We start from the raw sequence: 25,635 nt of genomic DNA on the forward strand, positions 1-25,635 counted from the left end.
CCTTAACTATATTTTAAATATACTAATATTCTTTGTTAATTTTATATTTAAATCATTCTCTGTTAATAAAATTACCCTATCATAATTTTTTTCAATTTCATCCTTATTATAAAAATAATATTTAACATCATTATCATAGAAAATATACTTTTCTTTTATAGGATAAAGTTCTTCCTTACAAGCATAAATGGGGCTTCTAGTTGTAGTTTTAAAATAAACTTCTCCATTAAGATATGATGCTATTCTTGAAGGAATATATATATTTTCCCCATGCCCTAAAACTAAAGTTTTCTTTAAATATCCTAATTCTTTTTCTATCTTTTTAGCTATATCCTTACATTTCTCTTCTAAATTTCTAATATCTTTAAATTCAACGCCAAATCTTCCACTATCTTTTATATAATTTTCTAAACCATGACTTGTTTTAAGTTCTATTCTATCTAAATTATTTAAATTAGTAATTTTTATTTTTTCTTTTAAAAACTTTTCTTCCTTATCATAAAATATTGTAGCATCCTCTATTTTTATCTCTCCTGAGATTAAAGATAATACTTCTAAATCTATGTCTTCCTCTTCTATAAATCTATCATATAAATCTAAATATTCTTTATTTCTCCAATCAAGAATACTTAAAATAGTATAATTCTTTATATTAGTAACTCCCTTTAGTTCTTTTATAATATTAAGCATAGATTTTCCTGTTGTTATCTCATCATCTACTAAAATTATTCTTTCAGCTTTTAATAATCTTTCTTTATCTAATAAAAAACATTTATGAGTTGTAGCATGTGAATGTTCTTCTTCAAATTTTAATAAAGATTCTATCTCAACTATCTTCTCTCTAGTTGTAGTTAGATAATATGAATCTTCTATTGAAGAGGCTACTGACATTCCAAGACCAGTAGCTGTTTCTGCAAAACCTAGTACTAAAATATCTTCTTTACACTTAAAAGAATTGTTAAATAAATCATTTATATTTTTATAATCAGATTCTTTAAAAGCTTTAACTATATTTTTTGTAAGTTTACTATCCTCACTAAGTCTTGAAGCTAATAAGTAACCAGCTAATCTACAAACATCAGGTTTTAATTCAATATGTTTTCCTAAAACCTTACTAATAAATAAAAAATTTCTCTTTGGGTTATTAGCTCTATATCCCTTAATCATTAAATCATCTAAATTTAATCCATATATATTTTCTTTTATACTAATCTTCATCTTAAAAATTCCCCTCTAAATATAGCTCGTCTACTTTTACTCCCTTATTTAATACTCCATAGACCTCTGCTTTCTCCACTATCTTTTTCGCCCAATTTAAATGTGGTAATACTTCATTCATTTTATTATCAGAACACCCCTTAAATACTCCACCTTCTTTAGAATTATCAATTATATTAACTGCATCAATATATTCTTCATAACTAACAATATGAGCTAAGTTTACATACCTTGCTTGCTTTGGGTGTATAACTGTTTTACCACAAAAACCATTTTCCTTATCTAATCTAAGTTCATTTAAAAGTCCCTGAACTTCTTCTGAATTTATATCATCAGAAAAATATTCCCAGACTGGAGCTGATATAATATATTCACTAGATTCACGTAAAAATATATTTACTATATCAATAAGACATTCTCCTACTACTCTTACCTCATAAATATTAGAATTCACAGATCTTCTTAAAGCAAATTTAGAAGAAAAGTCTGTTCCTCCAACTCTAATATTTAAAATAATATCCTTATATCTATCTAAAATATCTTTTATTATAATAAGTTCAGCCATTCTTGTTTCTTTATAAATAATATTTTCTGATTCTAAAATTGGCATTACATAAAATATTTCATTAAATAAATTTGATAATTTTCTCGTGTGTTCTAAATACTCTATGGCATTTTCTGCATTAAACTTTGGAAAAACAAAACCTGAAATTAATGGTGCATGATGTTTAGATAACCTACTACTAAAATCTATAAATTGATTTATATTTCTTATCCTCATAAAAATAAGAGGTATATCTTCAAAATTTATTTCTTTATTTCTTAAGCTATTATAAAGCTTGTCTAAAATTATTATTGTATTATCTTCACAAATCTTTAAATCACTTTCTCTTACAGAATCCTCAAAACAAATAGTTATACTTGCTATATTCTTAAAATCTCCATTCATAATCTTACTATAAATATCTTTGAGACTATTCATATATAAATTAGCTCCTAAAGCATATTTAAGGAAATTTTTATTACTATATTTATTAAAATCACTTGGTAACTTATAAAAATACTTTTCTTTTAGGTCCATAAAATATCTCATTATTTATCCACCTTTTCACCTGTTTATTTTTTCTAATTAATTAAAATTATATCATTAGGCTATTTTTTTGTTAAATAATAAACTTAAAACAAAAAGTGAACTCTATAATATGAATTCACTTTCTATTTATTACTTATTTAACTTTCTATTTATATTATTTTTAACTATTATATAAGTTGCTATAAAATATCCACCATAAACTGACACTAAAATTACTGCAGTAACCATAATATTTCTAACAACATTATCATAGCCAAAGCTACTAACTATATCTCTTGCAAGCTTTAATCCAACAATGGAATGTATTAATGCAACAGCTAAAGGAATTATGAAATATATAACAATTTGAATAAAGATAGATTTATTTATCATAGCTCTATCCACACCTATTTTATCCATTAAATTATACCTTTCAATATTATCGGTTGATTCTGATAATTGTTGTATTGCTAATACTACTGAAGATGCTATTAAAAATATTAAACCTAAATATATTGAAAGATAAGCAATCATAACTCCAAAAGCTAAAGGAGTTTCCTGTGCTGTATCTTGATTAGCATAAGCTATGCTTCCATTCTCTTTACTAATCAATTTCACCTTATTAGTAATCTCTGATAAATCTTTATTAGTATCAATATTAATATAAGATTTAACCTTTGGTAGATTATTCACTACTAAATCATTAACAACAAAAATTACTATATCTGATTTAATAAATCCGTTATAAAAAGTAATATTACTGGCCATATCATTTACTGGCGTTAATATATTGTTATTTATATCTATCTGTTTTCCACTCTTTAAGACCGAATCAATATATTTTATAGCATCACCTATATTAGATATAACCATATATTGATTTTCTTTAAAACTTATAGGCTTTTCACCAAGCATTTGTAATGTTTTATTTAACTGAGATAACTTAATAACATTAATATTGTCATTTATATATACAGGATAATATTTATTTAAATCACCTATATTATTTTTATTAAAGAAGCTTTTATAATGAATATCAGTCTTATACATATCAATATTAGAATAATTATTAGTATAACTACTTATATTTAAACCATGATCTTTTAAATATTTATCTAAATCTACATTATTTCCTGATATAGTTATATCAAATTTACAAGCATCTTTAATACTAGAATTTATACTCTTATTTAATCCAAGCCCTGTTGATAAAGTGCATATTGCTATAAATAACATTAAACAAACAAATGACATAGATACAAAGGCAGTATTTATTTTACTATTAAGTTGTCTTAAAACAAACATATTTAAATCTCTTAAATATGTTTTCTTACTTGTTTGTACAACTTTTAAAAAGAACCCTGTTAATGATAAAAATAATAATAAAGTTCCTACTGCTCCAAGTCCAACACTTAGAAAATCTGTTCTTCCCCCTATTGTAGCAGTACCTTTTTTTAATATTAAATAATACGCAGTTCCTATCATAACTACACTTATAAAGAATATAATAACTGATATTAAAATATTGCTTATTAATAATTTTTCATTTTTCTTTTTTGCATTAATTAAATTTATAAGCTTTATTCTTCTTAAAGAAAAACTATTAAAAATAAATACTATAATATATATAATTAAAAAACATATAATAGTTTTTAAGGCTGCTGATGAAGAAAATATAAAAATAAATTTATTTAACTTTGTATCAAATAACTTTGCTGTAAATATTGATAATCCCTGTGATAATAAAACTCCTAATAAAAGTCCAATCCCTAAAGAAAGGAAACCTAGTACTAAACTCTCTATAAATAAAATCCTTGAGATTTTACTTTTTTCCATACCAAGAGTCATATATATTCCAAATTCTTTTTTTCTTCTTTTTATAAGATAATTATTAACATATAAAATCAAAAATCCAAGAATAAATGATACAAAAACAGAAGTAATACTCATAATAACATTTATTGAGGAGAATGCTGCCTTTTGTGACTCACTTAAATCCAATATTATAGTTTGAGATTGTATAGAATTAAAAGTATAGAAAATACAAACTCCAAATATTAAAGTCATAAAATAAATAGTATAATCTCTAACACTTCTCCTTATATTTTTAAGAGCAAGATTAAAATACATCTCTATCATCACCTCCAAGTAGGGCAATAACTTCAATTATTCTATTAAAAAATTCTTTTCTTGTATCATGTCCTCTAATTATTTCATTAAATATTTTTCCATCCTTTATAAAAAGAATTCTACTAGCATAACTTGCAGTAAACGCATCATGAGTAACCATCATAATAGTTGCATTTAATGACTTATTAAGTTCTTCCATAGATTCTAATAACTTTTTAGCAGACTTCGAATCTAAAGCTCCTGTTGGCTCATCAGCTAAAATCAGACTTGGATTAGTTATTATAGCTCTTGCTGCTGCAACTCTTTGTTTTTGTCCACCAGATACTTCATAGGGAAATTTATTTAATATATCAGTAATATTTAATTTATCACTTATCTCTTTGATTCTATTATCTATCTCTTTAGGTTTTATTTTTAATATCGATAAAGCTAATGCAATATTTTCATAATTAGTTAATGTGTCTAAAAGATTAAAATCTTGAAAAATAAATCCTAACTCTTCTCTTCTAAACTTAGATAAAGCCTTTGAACTTATTTTTGTAACATCCTTATCATTTATATTAATATGTCCACTACTTACCTTATCAATTGTAGCTATACAATTAAGCAAAGTAGTCTTTCCACTTCCTGATGCCCCCATTATTCCAACAAATTCACCTTCATCTACTTCAAAACTAATATTATTTAAAGCTTTAACTACATTACCTCTTCTACCATAATATTTTTCTATATTACTTACTTTTAAAACTTGCTTCCTCATTATTTATTATATCCTCCTTAAACTTCTTATAGCTTAATTCTATCAATCTACTAATTCTTAAACCATAGAAGTATATAACACTAAACTTACATTTTTGTTATATTAGAAATACTATAAATTACTTTTAGAAAGTAATCATTTTATTAATAGGAAATATAATAGAAACTTTAGTTCCGATTCCTTCTTTTGAATCAAGTTTTATTCTGAGTCCAAGTTTTATACAAAGTTTATTACATAAATAAAGTCCTATACCAGTTGATTTTATAAATTTTCGTCCATTATCACCTGTATATCCTTTTTCAAAAGCTTTAGCTATATCCTTTTCACTCATTCCAATTCCATTATCACAAATACTTAAAGTTATATTTTCTTCATTTTTATCACAATATATCTTCAGCTCTTTATTCCCCTTTTTCATATATTTAATAGAATTTATAATTATCTGATTTAAGATAAATTCTAACCATTTACTATCTGAATAAACTTCCTGATCAATATTGTCCAATTTTATTTTAATATTATTATTAAGCAGAGAATTCATATTTCTTTTAATCACTTTATTAACAGAACTTTTTATATTCATCTTTTTAATAATATAATCTTTCTCTACCTCATTGCTTCTAGCATAAAATAACGCTTGTTCTATATAATTTTCTATTTTCTCTACCTCTTCACTAATACTATCCACAACTTCAGATTCATTATTTTCACTTATTAATTTACAAACTGCTATTGGTGTCTTAACCTCATGCACCCACATCTCAATATACTCTTTATATTCTTCACTTTTTATATTTAAGTTAGCTACCTCATCAGCCATTGACTTATTAGTTTCTTTGATAACTTTATATAAAATCTTTCCATCTAAAAAATTAGCTTCTTCTATTATATCTGAGATTAAATATTTTTTATCTAAGGCCTTTAGATTATATAAAAGTTCGCTATAATATTTATTCTTATTAAAATAATCATAAATATAAAATATAGTACTTCCTATAAAATTAACAATTACTATAAATATAATTGTATAATTCTCAACTCGTAATGACTTTAAAAGGACTGAGGTAAATATTAAAACTAATATATGAATCCCAATGAAAATTAAATGAGATTTAAAATACTCTAATGGTTTCATATAATCATATACCCCTGCCCTCTTTTAGTTTGTAAATAATCTACTGCTCCTATCCCTTCTAGTTTTTTTCTTAATCTATTCATATTAACAGTTAAAGTATTATCATCAACAAATTCTTCTTCCTTCCAAAGTTCCTTAATAATTTTATTTCTTGAAACTATCTTCTCTTTATTCTTAAATAAAATATGTAATATCCTACTTTCATTTTTAGTAAGCTCTATTTTCTTTTTATTAAATTCAGCTTCACTCTTAGATAAATTATATTTTAAGCCTCTAATATCAAATACCTCCATAGATTCCTTTAAATATGCCCTTTTCATAAGAGAAGCTACTCTTGCTAATAAAATTTGAATATTATAAGGTTTAGTTACAAAATCATCTGCTCCAAGATTAATGCTCATAAGTTCATCAATATCACTATCTCTGCTAGTAACTACTATTATAGGTACATTACTAACTTTTCTAAGTTCCCTACAAATATAATATCCATCATAATAAGGTAAATTAATATCTAGTAATACAAGCTTTGGATCTTCCTCTAATATTCTTTCTACTATATTTTCAAAATCTAAGCTATAAGTAACTTCATAAGCATATTTATTTAAAATATTTGTAAGCTCTTTTATTATCTTCTCTTCATCTTCTACTATAAAAATCTTTTCTCTAGCCATATTAATCACCTCTATCTAATTATTCTTTTATTAAAAGCATACTATAGATTTTATTATTAAGTAATAACTTTTAACAATTATATGCCAAATTTAGATAATAAAAAAAGTAGATTCTTAAGAATCCACTTTTTTATTACTTCATACTACTAGGTTTACATCTACATCTTTCAATATACATCATAATCATAACTAATATAGGTATTATAATACATACACTCCAAGCACCTTCCATAAACTTAGATATAATTATTATTGTAGTTGCTATTATAGTAAATAGTAATCCTGTACCATTTATACAAACTTTCTTTTGCCAACCTTGTGGCTTAAGTCTAAACCATCTTACCATCATACCTGTTTGAGCAAGAGTAAATGATATAAATACTCCTATTGCATATAAAGGTAATAAGGCATCTGTATTTCCGTTAAATATAATTACTAATAAAATAGCTACTGCTGCAAGAATCATTATTCCATTTGAGTGACTATCCTTCTTATTTTTCTTTCTTAATAATTCAGGTAGACATTTATCCCCTGCAACTAATGCAAGTAATAATGGTAATCCTGTAAATGCAGTATTTGCTGCCATTATTAATACTATCATAGTAGCTAATTGAATTATATAATATATAACATTATGACCAAAAATTTCAGTTGCAACTTGTGATATAACTGTTTGCTCAACTCCTGGAACTGCATGATACATAGTTGTTAAATATGATAGTCCTCCAAATATAAGAAATACTAAAATCCCTAAAGCTGTTAAAACTTTCTTAGCATTCTTTTGTGCTGGTGATTTAAAGCTTGGAATTGCATTACTTACAGCTTCTATTCCTGTTAAGGCTGTACATCCTGAAGCAAAGCCCTTTAAAAATAATAAGAATGTTATATTCTTTGAAAATGTAGGTAATGTATATAATGGATCTGGATTATCTCCAAAGAATACTACTTTTATTATTCCAACAGCTATCATAAATAGTATTGAAATAATAAAGAAATATGTTGGAATACCAAACATTTTAGATGATTCTTTAATACCTCTTAAATTACCATACATTAAAATTAATATTAGAATAATAGTGATTATTACTCTATATGGATAAAGGCTTGGAAATGCAGCTACTATAGCTTCAGTTCCAGAAGTAGTACTAACAGCAACTGTTAAAGTATAGTCAACTATAAGTGCTGAAACTGCTACTAAACTAACTTTTTTCCCCAGATTATCTTTGGCAACTATATATGCTCCACCACCATTTGGGTAGCAGTCAATTACTTGTCTATAAGACATTATTAATAAAAACATTAAAAATAATATACTTAGACTTATATAAAGCATATATTTATAAGATGCCATACCTACCATAGGCATAAGTACTAATAATATAGCACCTCCTGCATATGCAACTGATGATATAGCATCACTTGCTAATATAGGTAATCCCCATAAAACATTTAATTTACCACCAGTGGAACTGGCCTCTCCCTCTGAAATTCCGTTTTTCATTTGTAATTTTTTCATAATTTTCTCCTAATGCATAATGCTTTTCCTGCAATAATTAAGTAAATTATATAATACCTATTTAAATTTACAAGTGAATAATTTTGACAATATAATAATTAATCAAATTAACTATAATAATAATAACTACTTTTTTGTTTTTAAGATTAACAATTTAAAAAAACTTTTATTAATTCTCTTGTAATATTCTCATATGTAAATATATTTTCATTTATACAAAATACATATTTTTTTGCAAGTATTTATGCGTTTTTTCATTAAATACTAATATAGTATTTTTAACTTATTTTTTATAGCTAATTAAAAACAGGTATATCAAATGTAAATGTATCATCACTATCATAAAGATAACTATATTGATTTATTATTTCTCCAATATCATTACCATAGTGTAATATGCTTGCATATTCATGCCATACATTATTAGCATTAGGTGAATATCTAATTTTATAAGGAGTATTCTGATTATAAACTCCATGAATATAATGATTTGATAAAAACTTTGCTGCTCCTTCTATAGCTTTAGGAACTGTTGTCCATCCATGTTTATATGCATAAGTAGTTCCTAAAATACCTGCTCTATTTGGAAAGCCAGGTAAATTATTTTTAGCTCCTATTCCAAATAAATTAAAAACAGTAACAGGATGTGGAAGTTTTATCATTTGATATCCAACAAGATGACCATTTCTATATATAGGAGCATTTTCATTAGCTATTTCATCTATTGTTACTCCTTGCGCTAAAGCACTTGTACCTCTTCCTGTTTCTAAAATTGATTGTGCTACAAAATATAATGGATCAATATTATAATCTCTTGAAACATCGTTTATAATTTGTGCTTGTCCAGCTAAAACTCCCATATTTTGTAGAACTTTATTTAATCCAGCAACATCTATATCTCTATATCTATTAACTCTTAAGAATTCATATTTACTACTAGAATTATCAGGATTTACAGCCTCTATATATTGTCCTAAAGATGCATTTCCCCATTCATTTTTTTGCATTCTAGCATAATTTCTTAATGATACATTATAATTAGTATGAATTGTATTTGAATTAACAGCTTCTGGTGAAGTATTTAGATAATATCCACAAGTATATCCTACTATATCTCTATATTCTACTTTATACCATCCATTTCCCTCATCATTTAAAATAGTTACTTTAGCTCCACTTTCTAAATTAGCCACTATTCTACCGTTATTACTAGCATTACTTCTGACATGAAGATATGGATAATTTCCTAAATTACAAACTACTGCTTTTTGTGCATTTGCAGGACTTGCTTGAGCCTCAACTTGATGAGCTCCTACAACTGCACCTGCTATTGCAATAGTTGTAAAAATATTTCTATTGTTCATCTATTTTTTCTCCTAATTTTTCCTTATTAATTTTAATAAAATATTAATTTTTTTAAAACTAATTTATACTTTAACAATTATAAGACACAATTTAACTTCTTTCAACCTTCATTTTCCAATAAGGATTTATGCATATCTATAAAATTTTTTTATCCTATAATTTTCTTTATAGCTTCATTTTTTGTAATAATTTAACTAATTATTTTTATTAACTTTTTTTTGAGTAAATGTTAACATTAAAGTATAACAAACGTTTAAGGGGGAATTTTTTTGATAAGTAAAAAAATTAAAAAAGTAGTTTCTACTTTAATTGTCTCATCTCTTTCTTGTTTACTTTTACCTACTAGTAATTTAACTGTTGCTATGGCTAAAGAAAACGTTAGCAATAATACTGAAATCAGAAAAACTACTGATACTTCTATAGAAAGAAAAATAGTTGGTTATTTTCCAGAATGGGCTTATAAAAGTGAAGCTCAAGGCTACTTTAATGTTACTGACTTACAATGGGAAGAACTAACCCATATTCAATATTCTTTTGCTTCTGTAAATGAAAAAACAAATAAAATAGACTTTGGAGATAAAAAAGCTGCAATAGAAGAAGACTTCTCAGATTTAAAACCTGAACAACTTATGTATAATGGCAAACAAATAGAGCTTGATAAAACTTTACCTTATAAAGGTCACTTTAACCTTCTTCAAACAATGAAAAAATCTTATCCTGATGTTGATTTATTAATTTCTGTAGGTGGTTGGGCTGGTTCAAGAGGTTTTTATACTATGATGGATACAGATGCTGGTATAAATACTTTTGCTGATTCCTGTGTTGATTTTATAAGAACCTATGGTTTTGATGGTGTTGATATAGATTTTGAATATCCATCTTCAACTAGTCAATCAGGAAATCCTGCTGATTTTGATGTTAGCGAACCTAGAAGAGCTACTATAAATGAAAGATATAATGTTTTAATGAAAACATTAAGAGAAAAATTAGATGCTGCATCTAAAGAAGATGGAAAACAATATTTATTAACAGCTGCTGTTACTGCTTCATCTTGGGTACTTGGTGGGGTATCTTCAAATGAATATGCTAAATATCTTGATTTCTTAAGTGTAATGTCTTATGACTTCCATGGTGGTTGGAATGAATTTGTTGAAAACTTAGCTAATATTTACCCAGATCCTGCTGATAAAGAAACTGCAAGTATGTTAATGCCTGTACTTGCTATGGATTGGGCTTATAGATATTATAGAGGTGTTCTACCTCCTGAAAAAATATTAATGGGTATCCCTTATTATTCTAGAGGCTGGGAAAATGTTAATGGTGGAGAAAATGGACTTCATGGAACAAGTAAAACTCCTGCTTCTGGTAAATATAATATTTGGGGAGATGACTTAGATGGAAATGGTGAATTAGAACCTGCTGGTGCTAATCCTTTATGGCATATACTAAATCTTATGGAAAAAGACCCAGATCTTAAAGTTTATTTTGATGAAGTAGGTAAAGTACCTCATGTTTGGCAAGATAAAGAAAAAGTTTTCTTATCTTTTGAAAATGAACAATCAATAGCTGAAAGATTAAAATATATACAAGAAAAAAATCTTGGTGGTGCTTTAATTTGGGTTATGAATGGTGATTATGGCTTAAATCCTAATTATGTTCCTGGTTCTGATAATGTTAATGAAGGTAAATACACTTATGGAAATACTCTTACAAAGAAATTAAGCGATGGTTTAAAGAAAATGGGACCTGCTACTCCTACTATTGAAAACGATACAAGTAATGGAGAAATAAATGTTGATGTAAAACTTAATGGAAAATATGATCACCCTAATTACACATACACTTTAGATATAACAAATCATACTACTGAAAAAATAGAAGGTGGTTGGACTGCTACATTTGATCTTCCAAATTCAGCAGTATTTAAATCATCTTGGGGAGGAACTGTTACTACAACTCCTAATGGTGACTTTACAACTGTTAAAATAACTTCAGCTGGCTGGCAAGGAATTGATCCTGGACAAACTTTATCATTACAAGGTATGATTGGACTTTGCTTCTCTGGAGTTAGAAATGTAACATTTAACGGAATGAAACCTGTTGGAGATAAAGAAATAGTTAAAAATGAAGCTCCTGTGATCTCTGGTGTTTCTGATAAAACTATAAAAGTTGGTGATAGCTTTGATCCTTTAGCTGGACTTAAAGCTACTGATAAAGAAGATGGTGATTTAACAAGCAAAGTAACTGTATCTGGAAAAGTTGATACTTCAAAAGTTGGAAAATATACATTAGAATACTCTGTTAAAGATAGTAAAGGACTTACAACTACTAAAATAGTAACTATTACAGTTCAAGATAAAGATGTAACTCCTACTAATACAAAACCTGAAATAAAAGGTGCTGATAATGTTGAACTAAATGTGGGAGATAAATTTGATCCTTTAGCTGGAGTTACAGCTTCTGATAAAGAAGATGGTGATTTAACAAGTGAACTAAGTTATTCTGGACAACTTGATACTTCAAAGGCTGGAAAATATACATTAATATATTCTGTTAAAGATAGTGGCGGATTAGAAGCTACTATAACTAGAACAATTACAGTCAAAGAAAATTCTAGTGTAGAAGATACATTTGATATAAATAAAGCTTATTCAGCAGGTGATACTTGTATATATAATGGTAAAAAATATGTAGCTAAATGGTGGACTCAAGGTGCTTATCCTGATAAAAGTGATGCTTGGAAATTAGCATAATAAAAAAAGGAGTTATTTCTTTAGAAATAGCTCCTTTTTAATTAACTAAAATTATCTACTTAATCTATATCCTATTAATAAATCATTATCTGTTTCATCTATATAATATGGTGTTCCTTCATATGAAACTAATCCTACTCCTTTTTCATAATTCCTAGTTTCTTTATATGTTTTATCTTTAAAACCTTCTATATCATTTATTATAGTAGTTAGAGTATATGAATTATCCTTTACATTACTCATAACAGTTTTTGCAGTGTATTCTTTTCCTTTAAAAATAACTTTCTGACTCCATGAATCTCCATCAAAAGGCTCTCCCCACATAACAATATAATTTTTAATAATAGAGACTAAAGTATCCTTATCCTCCCTTAGATAATCTTTATTTCTAATTCTTTGATAAATCATTGGTTCTCCAGCTTCATCATATTTAAAATTATATTCTAAACTAAATAATCTTTTCCCTCTTTCATCTTCACCATATCCATCTGTCATTTGTCCACTATATTTAATAGATAAATTTTTACTATCCACATTACTCTTTCCTAAAGTAAAGCCAGTTTCAGCATATCCATTATATATAGACTTATCTTTATTTGAAATAAAATATTTTTGTTGTTTTTCAAAATAAGTTTTTAATTTTTCTTTATCTCTATCAATAGTAACTTTATCAGATTCTATTTTATTATTCCCATCTTGATTTTGAATCTTATCATTATTACTAGTTACTTCATCTTTATCTTTATTCTTATCACTGTCTTGCTTATCTTCATTATTTTTATCTTGTGAATCGTTATTTATAATATTATTTTCATTATTATATACTACTTTCTCCTCTTTAACAGTACATGACATAAGAATACTTGAAATTATAATTATACTAATAAAAGTAGCTATTAATTTTTTCATAAAATCTCCTTCTAATTTATATTATATAAATAATTATTCACCACTAAATAAAATCTATTCCATTTATATCTCATATTATTAAATTATATTTCCAAGCTTCATGAAATAAAAAAATCTGCAAATAAATTTATTTGCAGATTTCCTTAACTATATTATTTTTGTTAAGTTTTAATTTATACTATCTCCTATATAAACTAAACCATTTTTAGTTATTTCAAATACACTAGACTTATTTACATCATATGAATTATTTAAAATATTATCCTTATATAAATGTGAAATACTTATTTTAGAACTTCTATTATAGTCTATAAATATTTTATCTCCATATTTAAAATCTAAATTATTAAATGCATTATATAGTGGATCCTCTGGATAATCCCCACCTTTTAGTGTTACACTTTTTATTAATTCATTATTTTTATTATATAATCCTATAGTGAATGCTCTTTCTTTTAAATATGGATTTATTACTGACCATCCTTTATTAACATTCATTTTCATACTTAAAGTATTGAAACCTAATTTAGCTAATGATTGATTCCATATATTATTAATAGTAATACTAGAATTAGTTAAAGGAGTAACTCCCTTTTCTAAGCCTTCTTTTGGCATTAGATTTAACATATCCTTAGCAATTGGTTTTTGATTAGGATTTTCAACTAAATTTAAAGCCTTTTGAATAGAATCAACATAATAATTATAATCTAAAGTTGTTCCATTATTTAATATTTGATTTTTAATTTGTAATAATATATCAAACATAGGCATTGGATAATCTTTAAGTGCTTTTATAATTTCCTCACTAAGATTCATATAATCTTTTACTGTAAGATTATTATTTGTCTTCATTAAATTAATCTTATCAAGCCATGCTTCTAGATTTAAAGGTTCTATACTTATAGCCTTATCTATTGCATTCATCTTATCTTTGTAAGAAGTTCTAGAACTTGCTAACCATAAATATTCATTTGAATTACTTAACTTTTGCTTATCTATATTTTCATATAATAAATTATAATTTGTTACATTCCCATTAGTTGCTATGCCTTTTGACCATCCACTAATATCAGCTCCTGAGCTGCCTGACCATCCACTAATATTATTTCCTAGAACCCATTCCTTTTGATTATTATAAAATATAAATGCACAATGTCCTGGTTGTCCAACTGGTTGTGCTGGCATACCAAATATTTGACAAGCAGATGCTCCTATATAAGATGTAGAACCACACACTCCTCCATCATACCAAACATCTAATGGACTTGGATTTGCTCCATAGAAATCTGGTCCAAATACGCTTACTCCTGTATGAGGATTTATTTCATTATAATTTATTGTATAAGCTATATTATTTAAACCACTATGTCCATTTGCATTTATAAAAGCATTATGATTTTGCATTATTACAGCTCTCATCCCTAATATTTGAGAATTAGGTATATGTGTATTAACAACGTACATTATATGTCTAATATCTAAAGTTTTAAATATAGGAAGCATTTCACCTTCCTCATTTAAAGTTTCAAATATATTGTATCTTTCAACTGGATCTCCTACAGTACCTTTACCCGGCCAAGCCTTTATTGGCGTAGCATTACTTACTGCAACAGCTATTGCTAATTTTAAATTAAATCCTGTTCTTGAGTTTGTATATTTGTTCCATATATCAGACCAAATTTGTAGCCCATTAATATTCATTTCTTTTGGATTTGTTGCTTGTAAATATTCTTGCATAGCAATTTTATTATTTAGCACCCAGTTTATAAACTCTTTATTAGCTTCACTTTTATTAAAGAAGTTTTCTAAGTTTGTTTCCCCAACTCTTGTTATAAACTCTCTTGTAGTAATATCATAATTTAACTTATCAGAACCTAATATATCAGCATTATTATTAGTATTCATCATTGAATTAATATTAATCTCAAATTCTTTAGCATAACTTGATATATCACTTGATTTATCTATATTAATAACTGATTTCTCAGTAACAGCTATTAAAAGTAAATTATCTGAATTTCCTTCTAATATATACTTTGAATTACTTGGAGTATTTGATGAAACTTTTATTGGGAATAATTTATTATTTACCTCTAAAGCAAATGTATAATGTTGTCCTACTACTAATTTATTTAAAATTGATTCTGGTATTATAGCTTGTACACTTAGCTCATTATTATTTAATATGCTTGTATTTACTGAATCTACAATTTTATTATTTGAATCTAATATAACAAGCTTTTTATTAGCTTTTAATATATTTTCACTTTGTCCATTAGCTATATTACTATCTACAACTAAATTATTATTATCCCAAGAAACATTACTTGTATAAGCATTTTGTCCAAAATTAACTTTCACAAGGCCCTCTTTTGTTATTTTAAAGTACTCTTCATCACCACTTATATTACTTAATATCTTATTTCCATTTAAAACAACTGGTCTAGAAATATCCTTATTATAACTTAATCCTATTATGTCACCATAATTAAATGATTTTTCATTTAAAAGATTTGTTAATTGACTTGTTGCTCCATTATTAACTGAAGAACTTAAAATTTTATCTCCATTAGTGTTATATAAATTAAAATTAAAGTAATGGGATTTTCCATCTCCAAAACTATCAGCATAATTATTTACTATAAACTTCATAGTTTGTGGATTAAATGTTATACTTGATGATAATTTTCCTTGCCATCCTTGATTATCATAAAAGTTTATATAACTATTCATTAATTGTATATTAGACTTTATTGATGGAGTAATTTGTGTTGGTATATATCCTTCTGATGATACAATAATATTTGTATTATTTGTAAATCCATCTTTATCATTTATAGCAATATTAAAATTACCATTTCCATTTGTCATTCCCTTAAATATGTTTCCATCAACTGAAACATCTACAAAAGTATTAGGTTTTGCAGTACCTTCTATATTAGCTGATATTACTTTTTCATTACTTAAGATATCTAGTGGTTTTACATTAATAAATTTATTATTTAAATTTACAAGCCCCTTATTTGTTATCTCAAAATATTCTTTTGCTCCAGTAGTATTTCCTATACTATTCTTTCCATCATAAACATTAGCTTTAACAAACTGTGGATTATATGAGACTTCTATTATATCTCCAAGTTTATAATTTTTATTATTTACTTCTGATATAAAGCCATTAATGTCATCTAATTTATTACCTTTGAAAGAATATATATACTTTCCTGTTTTAGAATCTATAAGCTTTATATTTAAAGAATCTCCATAAAATGCTCCTGTATATGTCTTACTTAAAGGATTTGCTGCTGCTTGCAATGTATTATTAACAGGGTTAAAACTTACATTAAATATTGGAACATTAGTATTATTTAAAACTTCTATTCTATTTGTATTTATATTTATTAAATTAGAATCATATTTTACTGTTAAGATTTTATTATTATCATTATTAACAAAAACTCTAATTTCACTATCTATAGGTGCATCATTAATAGGTATTTCTATTGAAAAATTACCATTATTATCTGCTTTAACAATTTTTGATCCATTATTGAAATAAGCATTTACATCTGCATTAGGCAACGTTTTACCTGTTAAAACTATATTTTGATTACCTTTATATAAAGCTTGTGAAGTAATTAAATCTTTATTTTCTAATGGTACTAATCCACTCGGTGTTATTTTAAAACATTTAAATTTATCTACAGCATCAATCTTAGTTTTTCCATCATCAAGTAATAAATTTCCGCAAGATAACTGTGTTTCCTTACTTTCATACACAGCAATTATATCTCCATATTTAAAATGAGCACCATTTAAATCCTCTTTTGAATCAAATACATTAAAATTGCTTGTAGCACAACTTGCTATAAGCTTTCCTGATTTACCATCTATAAGTTGTGCTGCAAAAGCTTTCCCTCTTTCATTATTTACTGTCATTGTTGCTGGATTAAAACTTATAGTTTGTCCATAAGTTGCATCCTTATTTTTATCTGATATATATATCTTAGATTTTAATATACCTAAATTTTTATTAACTGATGGATTTATAGTTGTAGTAAGTTGCCCATCAGTTTCTACTAATATATTAGTTTCATTTGTAAATCCATTAACATCAGAAATATTAACTTCAAATTTTCCTTCTGAGTTAGATTTAGTTGTAAATTCTTTTCCTTCAACAATTACATTTACTACTTGATTAGCTTTATTAATATTCCCTGAAATAATACCTGTTGTTATTTTTCCATTTCCTAAAACACCAAAAGGATTAACTTTGATTTCAGTCATATCACATAACTTTAATCCATCTTGTGTTATTTTCATTTCAATAGGTTTATTTATTAAATATTGTTTTTCATTATTAAAATTAGATATTTTTAATTTACTTGATTTCTTGTAATCTATTTTTATAATATCACCATAAGAAAAATTTAAATTATTAAAAGTATTACTTAATTCAGTCTGTGGATGTTCAGTACCTTTAACTTTTACTGTTTTAACCAACTTACCATTACTTTTATACATACTTATAGAAAAAACTTCATCATCTTTTGATACATATGGATTTATTTGCGCCCAATCTTTTATAAATTCTATTTTAGATGTTAGAGGATTAAATTTTAAAGTGCCAATATGTTGGTTCCAAATATTATCAATACTTATATTATTTTCACTAATTTTGTATATATTAGGATTTAATATAGGGTTTACTATTTTTTCTTTTTCTCCTTCTGCTAAAACTTTAATTTTAGTTGATACTGTTATATTTTTATCTGCTGTTATATCTAAATTATAAATCCCCTTAGAATCTGAAGTTGTTTTATAATCTTTATTATCTACCCATATATTTACTATCATATTTGGTTTTGCTTTACCTGAAACATTTATCTTATTACTATTTAAAGTAAAATATATAGGATTTACAATTAAATTATCTTCAATTTTCTTTAATCCATCTTGTGTAATTTCATAATTAATATTTTCATTTGGCTTAGCATTAGTTCCAAGATCTTCTGGATAATTACTTCTTGAATCTATTCCACTAGTCCATACATATAATCCTGTACTTTGGATTGATATTCTATCTCCATAATTAAATGTTAATCCATTAAAATCTTTTGCTATATCATTAATATTTTCTGAATCACTATAACTTTTACTCTTTATTATTGTTCCATCTTTACTATATAAAGTAATACTAAACGCTTTATTAGTTCTAGTATTAGAAAATTTTCTATTATTTATTGGACTTATTTCTATCTTATTATTAATAGTATTAAACTTTATTGCTCCTGATATATATGGTCCATAGTAATCACAGAATAATTGAATTTTCTGATTATCTAAACTATTATTTTTTATAATAGTTTTGTTTGTTTCATTACTTTTTTCTATTTTAGTAGTACTAGCTAATAAAACTTTATTATTACTCATACTTGATGCTATTGGCTGTACATTCATAGCCATTACTCCAGCTAAACTTATAATTGATAATATTTTTTTGGTATTCATACTTTTAATCTCCTCATACCTATATATAACTATATATTTACATGATTTCATCTTTTAAATGTTATCTTTATTACAATTTGTATACAAATTAATTTCTAAGTTAAAGATTAAGTTTATAATTATTAACAAATATTAATTAATAATTAACAATACTGATTATATATTAATAATTATCGATATACAATTAACAAATATAATGCTTAATAGCAAATTATTAGTTACGATATTTTATTTTTATAATATTTATAAATATAAAATCCTAAAAAAAATAAAATAAATAAAATTTCAAATATATTTTTATAACTATAATTTTTCCAACTAATATTTTCCATTTAAAAGTTATTTTTAATAAAAAAACTATACATAAATACAAAATATATGTATTTATATATAGTTTAATTTTTATCTCTTTTATAAATAATTTGTTTAGCTTAATCATTTAAATATCTATATTTCACTAATAATAACCTCTATATTTTCATTAATCTCAGTAAAATTGTTATCTGATAATCTAGTTGGAAGAATATACTCTCCATTTATATCCTTATTTGCTTCTATTCCATTAATAAGGATCTTTGAAACATGATAATTATCTAATACCTTTGGAATATCTATATTTATATAAGAACCAGGTGAGCCACTTGTTACTTCATGTTTTGCTAATATAATTTCTCCCTGATCATTTTTAATCTCCATATGTACTTTATGTATTATATCTTTTACAACATAATAAGTTATTATTTCATTTTCAACAGAAAACTTTTCTGGAACTCCAGATACAATTTCTCCTCTTAAATTAGTTATATCCATTAAATGATAGCCACTTGGAATTTCAGGTTCTTTAAACCCTGTTTCTTCTCCCTTTTTCCCAGTTGCAGATAATTTCAAAATAACCTCCATTGTTTCACTATCTACAACTTCAACATTATTAACACAAGTAACTTCCTCTTTATTTGAAACTATATCTTTATCGGAATCAACATTTGTATTAATTAAAATATCTAATAAGTTTTTCTCTATGTACTCTTGTCCACTTACCCTATTTCCTTCTGGAGTATATACTTTTATAGCATCATCAAAATTTTCTTCCACTTTTTTATTATTAGTTTCTATACTAATAGTATTACTAACTTCTATTACCTTATTTGCATTTATTATTTCTTTCTCTGTTAATTCATAAGGAAGTTCTTCTAATCCATCTCTAGTTATTTCCACAAAAATAGGATTACTTATTTGATAATCCCTTCCACCATTAAAATTAGATATATTTACATTAATAGATTCACTATAATCTATCTTTAAAATATCTCCATAAAAAAAACTTAAATTATTAAAAGCTAAGCTTAATTTACTTTGTGGCTCTTCCCCTATATTGATAAAGACAGATTTTATTAAAGTTTTATTATATCTATATAAACTAATAGAAAAAGTATCTTTTGAATCTACTAAATCATTAAATCCTGCCCAGCCCTTTCTAAATAATATCTTATTTGTTAAAGGATTAAATCTTAAAACTCCAATTGGTTCCTCCCAGATATTACTCATAGTTATAATATTATTTTCAATCTCATATGTAGTAGCATTATTATCTCTTTTAACCCTTGTATTTATAGTTGTATCTTTTTTAGCTTTAGTACTTTTATCATTGAATTCACTATTATTATAAGTAGTATTATTCCCAGTAATATCATCTGGCGGTATAGGCTGCGTATTAACAAGTGAAACACCAGCTAATGCCATAATTGATAATATATTTTTTGAATTCATTCTTTATTTTTCTCCTTGAAATATGTATATAAATATTATAAACAATAACAGTTACAAATCAGTAATAATTATGGCTTTATGAGAATAATTGTAATTGCTATTTAAATTAATATAAATACATTTACATAATATTAATTCTCATAAAAATTATATATAAAAAAATAAAAGTATAAGATATAAAATATAATTAAATCTCTACTTAATTATTTTCTATAAATCATACTTTTATAAAATATTTAATACTAAGCTTCTAACACAACTTCTGTTTCTGAAACTAAATTATTCATTTCTGCTTCCTTAATAACATTGAAGTCTATAACTTCTGAAAGTCCTATATTACTTCTTCTTTCCATTAAGAAAGTATCTTTCCATACTCCAAATATAGTTTGAGCTATCTTTTCTCTATATCCAACTTCTCTAAATCCACATTTTTCATGTAACTTCTTGCTTCCAATATTACCGTCTAATATTGTTGCTTGAAGTGTCCATATTCCTGCTTCTTCTGATAATCTTATAAGTTCATTTAAAAGTTTTGTCCCAATACCTTTTCCTCTTTGACCTGACTTAACATATATGCTAAGCTCAGCAACTCCTCTGTATTGGTATTTAGCATTCATAGCTGTAAGTGCTGCAAATCCTAAAACAACTCCATCTTCTAGTAAAATTATATTAAACCCCTTAAGATGGGAATCCATCCATTCTTCGTAGCTAGGCACTGTCCTTTGAAAAGTAATGATGCCTGTATCTATTGATTCTTTATATATGGCGACCATTTCGCCCCAATATTTTTCTTCTAATTGCACTATTTCATACTTTTCCATTACCTAACCTCCTATTACTATTTTTATTGCTTAATGAATAAATTACTGATATATTGCGAATATTATTATAATATAATTTTAAGTTATTTTAAATATATTAATTTATAAATTTAAGAGGTATTTAAAGATTTTTTATCAATTTAATTAATATTTTTTTAACAAAATGTTAATTGTAAAATAAAGTATTGATAAATCATATATTTTTATCTACTAAAAATACTAATAGACCTATCTAAAATCCCATTTAGAAAAGCTAAAACTATCCCATAATTAGTAATTGGAATCTCTTTTTTCTCACATTCATTTATTCTATTAATAACAGTCTTTCTATTTATCATGCACGCTCCACAATGAATTATTAAATCGTATTTTTCTATATCATTTGGAAAATCATGTCCCATTCTAAAAGTAAAATCTAATTTAGCTCCAACATATTTTTCTAAAAGTTTTGGTATCTTAACTTTACCAATATCCTCATGTGAAACATTATGACTACAACTCTCAGCTATTAAAATCTTACTTCCTTCTTTTAATTCTTTAATTTTATAGGCCCCCTTAACAAAAGTATCTAAATCACCTTTTTGTCTTGCAAATAATATTGAAAAGCTAGTTAAAGGAATATCCTTTGGAAGAATTTTATTAACTTTTTTAAATGCTTGTGAATCAGTAACTACTAAATCAACTTTTTTCATATCAGAAAGTCCCTCTTCAAGTTCTGTATCTCTCAAAACATAGCTTTTAATCCCATTATCCAAACAATCTCTAATAAGCTGAACCTGTGGAAGTATAAGTCTACCTTTTGGAGCTTCTGAATCTATTGGAACAACCATAACAACTGTTGATCCATAAGGCAAAATATCAGCAATTAAACTTTTTTCTGCTTCTAATTTATCTAAAGATAAACTTATCTTATCTATAAGCTTATCTATGCCTATATCTTCTTTAGCTGAAATAAATAAAACATCCTCTAATTTATCTTGTATCTCTCTAATCTGTATTTCACTTAGTAATTCTTTTTTATTTACAACAATTATCGAACTAAGATTATATTTCTTTATCTCTTCTTCCCATTTTTTATATGAATTTAAATCGATATTTTTACCATCAATAACAAAGATAGCTAAATCTACTTTTTTTAAAGTTTCCATAGTCTTCTCTATTCTTTTTTCTCCAAGAATAGTATCATCATTTAATCCTGCTGTATCTAAAAATAAAACTGGTCCTACTCCTATAATCTCCATAGCTTTTTTTACTGTATCAGTTGTTGTTCCTTTATTTTCAGATACAAGTGAAATATCTTGATTTACTATTCTATTCATTAAAGAAGACTTTCCAGAGTTTGTATTTCCAAATATACCTATGTGCTTTCTATTTGAATTTGGTGTTCTAAGCATCTTAGCTCCCCCTAATTATAAGAATAAATCTCTTTTACCTTGTTTTAGTTTTTCAATATTTTTTTCTACTATATTTTTAATTCTTTCATTTTTTATTTCTGATACTACTTTTAAAGCTGTTTTCATTGCTTTTTCTTTAAATTCTTCATCACCATAATCAAGAGCATATTCAACAAGTGTTGTTATAGCATTAGGCTCACATACATTTTGTATTTCTCCTGATTTAGCAAGTTCCATAAATCTATCTCCAGTTCTTCCTGTTCTGTAACAAGCAGTACAATAACTTGGTATATATCCATCATCAAGAAGTTCTTTAATTACTTCTAAAGGAGTTCTATCATCTTCAGTTTGAAATTGCTTATCATCACTTCCATTTTCTTCCCTTTCCTTATATCCACCAACTCCAGTGCTAGAACCTGCCGAAACTTGAGATACTCCATATCTTAAGACTTCTCTTCTCATCTTAGCTGTTTCTCTTGTTGAAAGTATAATACCAACATAAGGCACAGCTATTCTAAGAACAGCAACTACTCTTTTAAACATTTCATCACTTAAAAGATGTGGATAATTTTCTAAACTAACTCCCCCTGCTTTTTTAAGTCTAGGAACTGAAATTGTATGGAAACCTACACCATACTTTTCTTCAAGATAATTATTGTGCATCATAAGACCTAAAACTTCAAACTTTGGATCTGCTAGTCCAAATAAAGCTCCAGCTCCTACATCATCAATTCCAGCTTCCATTGCTCTATCAAAAGCAGTAAGATGATAATCATAATCACCTTTTAATGAATTTGGATGCATAAGTTCATAAGTTGGTTTGTGATAAGTTTCTTGGAATAAAATATAGGTTCCTATTCCCTTTTCCTTTAGCTTTCTATAATTTGCTTTTGTAGTTGCAGCAATATTTACATTAACTCTTCTTATTGCCCCATTTTCATTTTGAGTATTATATATAGTATCAAGACATTCTAAAACATAATCAATAGGAGCATTTAATGGATCTTCTCCTAGTTCTAAAGCAAGTCTTTTATGTCCCATTTTTTCTAATATCTTAACTTCATTAGCCACTTCTTCTTGAGTAAGCTTTCTTCTTTTAAATGTATTACATCTTTTGTAACCACAATAAACACAATTATTAACACAATAATCGCTAACATATAAAGGAGCAAACATTACAATTCTTTTTCCATATATATTTTCTTTTATTTTTCCTGCTAAATTATATATTTCTTTAACTACATCTTCATCAGAAGTTGATAATAATACAGCTATTTCTCTATAATCTAATCTCTTACCACTTTTAGCTTTATCTATTACTGCCCTTGCTTCTTCTTTACTTGGATTCTTTGTATCTTCTAAAACTCTACTTATTAAATCATGATTTATAAACATATCTTTTCCCCCTAATCAAAAATTAATTGTATATTTCCATTTACAGCTTTCTTTATATTTTTCTCTACTATTTTTTGTCCCTGTATAGTCTCAAGCCAAGTAGCATTATCTCCTCTAGTAACTTCTATCTCATATCCAGCCTTTCTCATTCTACCTTCAATACACATTCTACATTCAGCTGCTTCATCCCCTGTACAAATCTTACCATCATAAAGAGCATATTTATCTCTAACATTTGTAGGAGATAAATTTGGCATAACAACATTCCCTCCTGCCTTTATCCCCTTTTCTCTTCCAAGTGGATCAATACTTCCAAGCGCAGTAGTTGCTGGAAGCAATACATCTGGAATTAATAATCTCACTAAAGATAACATTAAAACTGTTTTTTCAAGAGTTCCTCCTGATTCTTTTCCAAGTGGAGTATCTTTTTGAGGAATAAATGGACCTATTCCACACATGTGAGGTTTAAATTCTTTAACAAATATTAAATCATTTACTAAATCATCATTAGTCTGCTCTGGTAGTCCAACCATAAAGCCAGCTCCAACTTGATATCCTATTGTCTTTAAATTATAAAGACACTCTCGTCTTTCATTCATAGTACAACCTGGATGTAATTTTTCATACAAATGATTTGAGGCAGTCTCATGTCTTAAAAGATATCTATCTGCTCCAGCCTCATACATCTTTTTATATGATTCATAACTTCTTTCACCTAAAGATAAAGTTATAGCATTCCTTGGAAATCTTCTTTTAATTTCTTTTATAATTTCCACCATTCTATCATCTGTAAAATAAGCATCTTCTCCACCTTGAAGTACATAAGTTTTATAACCTAGCTTGTCTCCAATATTAGCACATTCCATAATCTGCTCAAAAGTTAGCCTATACCTATCTGCATTTTTATTGCTTCTTCTAATTCCACAATACATACAATCTCTTCTACAAAAATTAGTAAACTCAATAAGTCCCCTCATATAGACCTTATTCCCATAAACTCTTTTCCTTACCTCATCAGCTTTTATTCTTAAATACTCTTTTTCTTCATCATTAATATTATCAAGAATATATAAAAGCTCTTCTCTTGTTGCATTACTTTCTTTATAAAGCTTATCTATTATTTTTATGATATTCATATTTATCCCCTTAAACTTTAAATATTGTTATAAATTACAAATAGTTCATTTAAAATCCCCAATATTTTTAATTATAAATCTACTA

The 25,635-nt window shown here is 25.9% G+C and carries 16 protein-coding genes; 1 reads left to right on the forward strand and 15 read right to left on the reverse strand.

Translation table 11 applies throughout. The annotated features are described in order from the left end of the window. Nucleotides 1-6: 6 nt before the first annotated feature. From BN8917_RS10500 to BN8917_RS10535, 8 genes are all read right to left on the reverse strand, one after another. Complete coding sequence (locus BN8917_RS10500) at nt 7-1,218, reverse strand: phosphoribosyltransferase domain-containing protein (protein ID WP_066874179.1); 1,212 nt, start codon at nt 1,216-1,218, stop codon at nt 7-9. A gap of 1 nt (nt 1,219) precedes the next feature. Further along, a complete protein-coding gene (locus BN8917_RS10505) occupies nt 1,220-2,311 on the reverse strand; it encodes an HpcH/HpaI aldolase/citrate lyase family protein (protein WP_066874181.1) in 1,092 nt (363 codons plus the stop codon). Between the two features lie 129 nt (nt 2,312-2,440). Beyond that, complete coding sequence (locus tag BN8917_RS10510) at nt 2,441-4,429, reverse strand: FtsX-like permease family protein (RefSeq protein WP_084748601.1); 1,989 nt, start codon at nt 4,427-4,429, stop codon at nt 2,441-2,443. Further along, nucleotides 4,410-5,180, reverse strand: coding sequence for an ABC transporter ATP-binding protein (locus tag BN8917_RS10515; protein ID WP_066874185.1), 771 nt, complete (start codon nt 5,178-5,180; stop codon nt 4,410-4,412). The genes BN8917_RS10510 and BN8917_RS10515 overlap by 20 nt, the downstream gene beginning before the upstream one ends. Nucleotides 5,181-5,304: 124 nt before the next feature. Further along, entirely contained in the window at nt 5,305-6,315 is a 1,011-nt protein-coding gene (locus BN8917_RS10520) for a sensor histidine kinase (RefSeq protein WP_066874187.1), read from the reverse strand. Beyond that, nucleotides 6,312-6,986, reverse strand: a complete 675-nt coding sequence (locus BN8917_RS10525; RefSeq protein ID WP_066874189.1) for a response regulator transcription factor — start codon at nt 6,984-6,986, stop codon at nt 6,312-6,314. Before BN8917_RS10525 ends, BN8917_RS10520 begins: the two co-directional genes overlap by 4 nt. Before the next feature lie 133 nt (nt 6,987-7,119). Then, on the reverse strand, nt 7,120-8,502 hold the full coding sequence (locus BN8917_RS10530) for an APC family permease (RefSeq protein ID WP_066874191.1): 1,383 nt from the start codon (nt 8,500-8,502) through the stop codon (nt 7,120-7,122). 296 nt (nt 8,503-8,798) lie between these two features. Then, nucleotides 8,799-9,866, reverse strand: coding sequence for an N-acetylglucosaminidase (locus BN8917_RS10535; RefSeq protein WP_066874193.1), 1,068 nt, complete (start codon nt 9,864-9,866; stop codon nt 8,799-8,801). A 270-nt stretch (nt 9,867-10,136) separates the two neighbouring features. Here BN8917_RS10535 and BN8917_RS10540 point away from each other — a divergent pair, with 270 nt between their 5' ends. Beyond that, entirely contained in the window at nt 10,137-12,620 is a 2,484-nt protein-coding gene (locus BN8917_RS10540) for a glycosyl hydrolase family 18 protein (protein WP_066874195.1), read from the forward strand. 51 nt (nt 12,621-12,671) lie between these two features. Here BN8917_RS10540 and BN8917_RS10545 read toward each other — a convergent pair whose 3' ends face one another. The 7 genes from BN8917_RS10545 to hydE form a co-directional block, all read right to left on the reverse strand. Next, nucleotides 12,672-13,529: a hypothetical protein gene (locus tag BN8917_RS10545; protein WP_066874197.1), complete on the reverse strand. Its 858-nt coding sequence runs from the start codon at nt 13,527-13,529 to the stop codon at nt 12,672-12,674. 168 nt (nt 13,530-13,697) lie between these two features. Continuing rightward, nucleotides 13,698-19,037: a hypothetical protein gene (locus BN8917_RS10550; protein ID WP_066874199.1), complete on the reverse strand. Its 5,340-nt coding sequence runs from the start codon at nt 19,035-19,037 to the stop codon at nt 13,698-13,700. Nucleotides 19,038-19,484: 447 nt separating this feature from the next. Beyond that, nucleotides 19,485-20,804, reverse strand: a complete 1,320-nt coding sequence (locus tag BN8917_RS10555; protein ID WP_066874201.1) for a hypothetical protein — start codon at nt 20,802-20,804, stop codon at nt 19,485-19,487. 242 nt (nt 20,805-21,046) lie between these two features. Beyond that, a complete protein-coding gene (locus BN8917_RS10560; RefSeq protein WP_066874203.1) occupies nt 21,047-21,625 on the reverse strand; it encodes a GNAT family N-acetyltransferase in 579 nt (192 codons plus the stop codon). Nucleotides 21,626-21,828: 203 nt separating this feature from the next. Then, complete coding sequence (gene hydF, locus BN8917_RS10565) at nt 21,829-23,019, reverse strand: [FeFe] hydrogenase H-cluster maturation GTPase HydF (RefSeq protein WP_066874205.1); 1,191 nt, start codon at nt 23,017-23,019, stop codon at nt 21,829-21,831. 15 nt (nt 23,020-23,034) lie between these two features. Continuing rightward, nucleotides 23,035-24,414: a [FeFe] hydrogenase H-cluster radical SAM maturase HydG gene (gene hydG / locus BN8917_RS10570; protein ID WP_066874207.1), complete on the reverse strand. Its 1,380-nt coding sequence runs from the start codon at nt 24,412-24,414 to the stop codon at nt 23,035-23,037. An 11-nt stretch (nt 24,415-24,425) separates the two neighbouring features. Continuing rightward, nucleotides 24,426-25,550, reverse strand: a complete 1,125-nt coding sequence (gene hydE, locus BN8917_RS10575) for a [FeFe] hydrogenase H-cluster radical SAM maturase HydE (RefSeq protein ID WP_066874209.1) — start codon at nt 25,548-25,550, stop codon at nt 24,426-24,428. Nucleotides 25,551-25,635: the final 85 nt, after the last annotated feature.

This window comes from Clostridium mediterraneense (assembly GCF_900091705.1).
Lineage (GTDB): Bacteria > Bacillota > Clostridia > Clostridiales > Clostridiaceae > Sarcina > Sarcina mediterraneense.

Coding starts and splice junctions, on each gene's coding strand:
- BN8917_RS10530 (WP_066874191.1), bottom strand. CDS start 8,502: ATGAAAAAATTACAAATGAAAAACGGAATTTCAGAGGGAGAGGCCAGT.
- BN8917_RS10510 (WP_084748601.1), bottom strand. CDS start 4,429: ATGATAGAGATGTATTTTAATCTTGCTCTTAAAAATATAAGGAGAAGT.
- BN8917_RS10545 (WP_066874197.1), bottom strand. CDS start 13,529: ATGAAAAAATTAATAGCTACTTTTATTAGTATAATTATAATTTCAAGT.
- BN8917_RS10515 (WP_066874185.1), bottom strand. CDS start 5,180: ATGAGGAAGCAAGTTTTAAAAGTAAGTAATATAGAAAAATATTATGGT.
- BN8917_RS10560 (WP_066874203.1), bottom strand. CDS start 21,625: ATGGAAAAGTATGAAATAGTGCAATTAGAAGAAAAATATTGGGGCGAA.
- BN8917_RS10520 (WP_066874187.1), bottom strand. CDS start 6,315: ATGAAACCATTAGAGTATTTTAAATCTCATTTAATTTTCATTGGGATT.
- hydE (WP_066874209.1), bottom strand. CDS start 25,550: ATGAATATCATAAAAATAATAGATAAGCTTTATAAAGAAAGTAATGCA.
- BN8917_RS10535 (WP_066874193.1), bottom strand. CDS start 9,866: ATGAACAATAGAAATATTTTTACAACTATTGCAATAGCAGGTGCAGTT.
- BN8917_RS10505 (WP_066874181.1), bottom strand. CDS start 2,311: ATGAGATATTTTATGGACCTAAAAGAAAAGTATTTTTATAAGTTACCA.
- BN8917_RS10550 (WP_066874199.1), bottom strand. CDS start 19,037: ATGAATACCAAAAAAATATTATCAATTATAAGTTTAGCTGGAGTAATG.
- BN8917_RS10500 (WP_066874179.1), bottom strand. CDS start 1,218: ATGAAGATTAGTATAAAAGAAAATATATATGGATTAAATTTAGATGAT.
- BN8917_RS10525 (WP_066874189.1), bottom strand. CDS start 6,986: ATGGCTAGAGAAAAGATTTTTATAGTAGAAGATGAAGAGAAGATAATA.
- hydF (WP_066874205.1), bottom strand. CDS start 23,019: ATGCTTAGAACACCAAATTCAAATAGAAAGCACATAGGTATATTTGGA.
- BN8917_RS10555 (WP_066874201.1), bottom strand. CDS start 20,804: ATGAATTCAAAAAATATATTATCAATTATGGCATTAGCTGGTGTTTCA.
- hydG (WP_066874207.1), bottom strand. CDS start 24,414: ATGTTTATAAATCATGATTTAATAAGTAGAGTTTTAGAAGATACAAAG.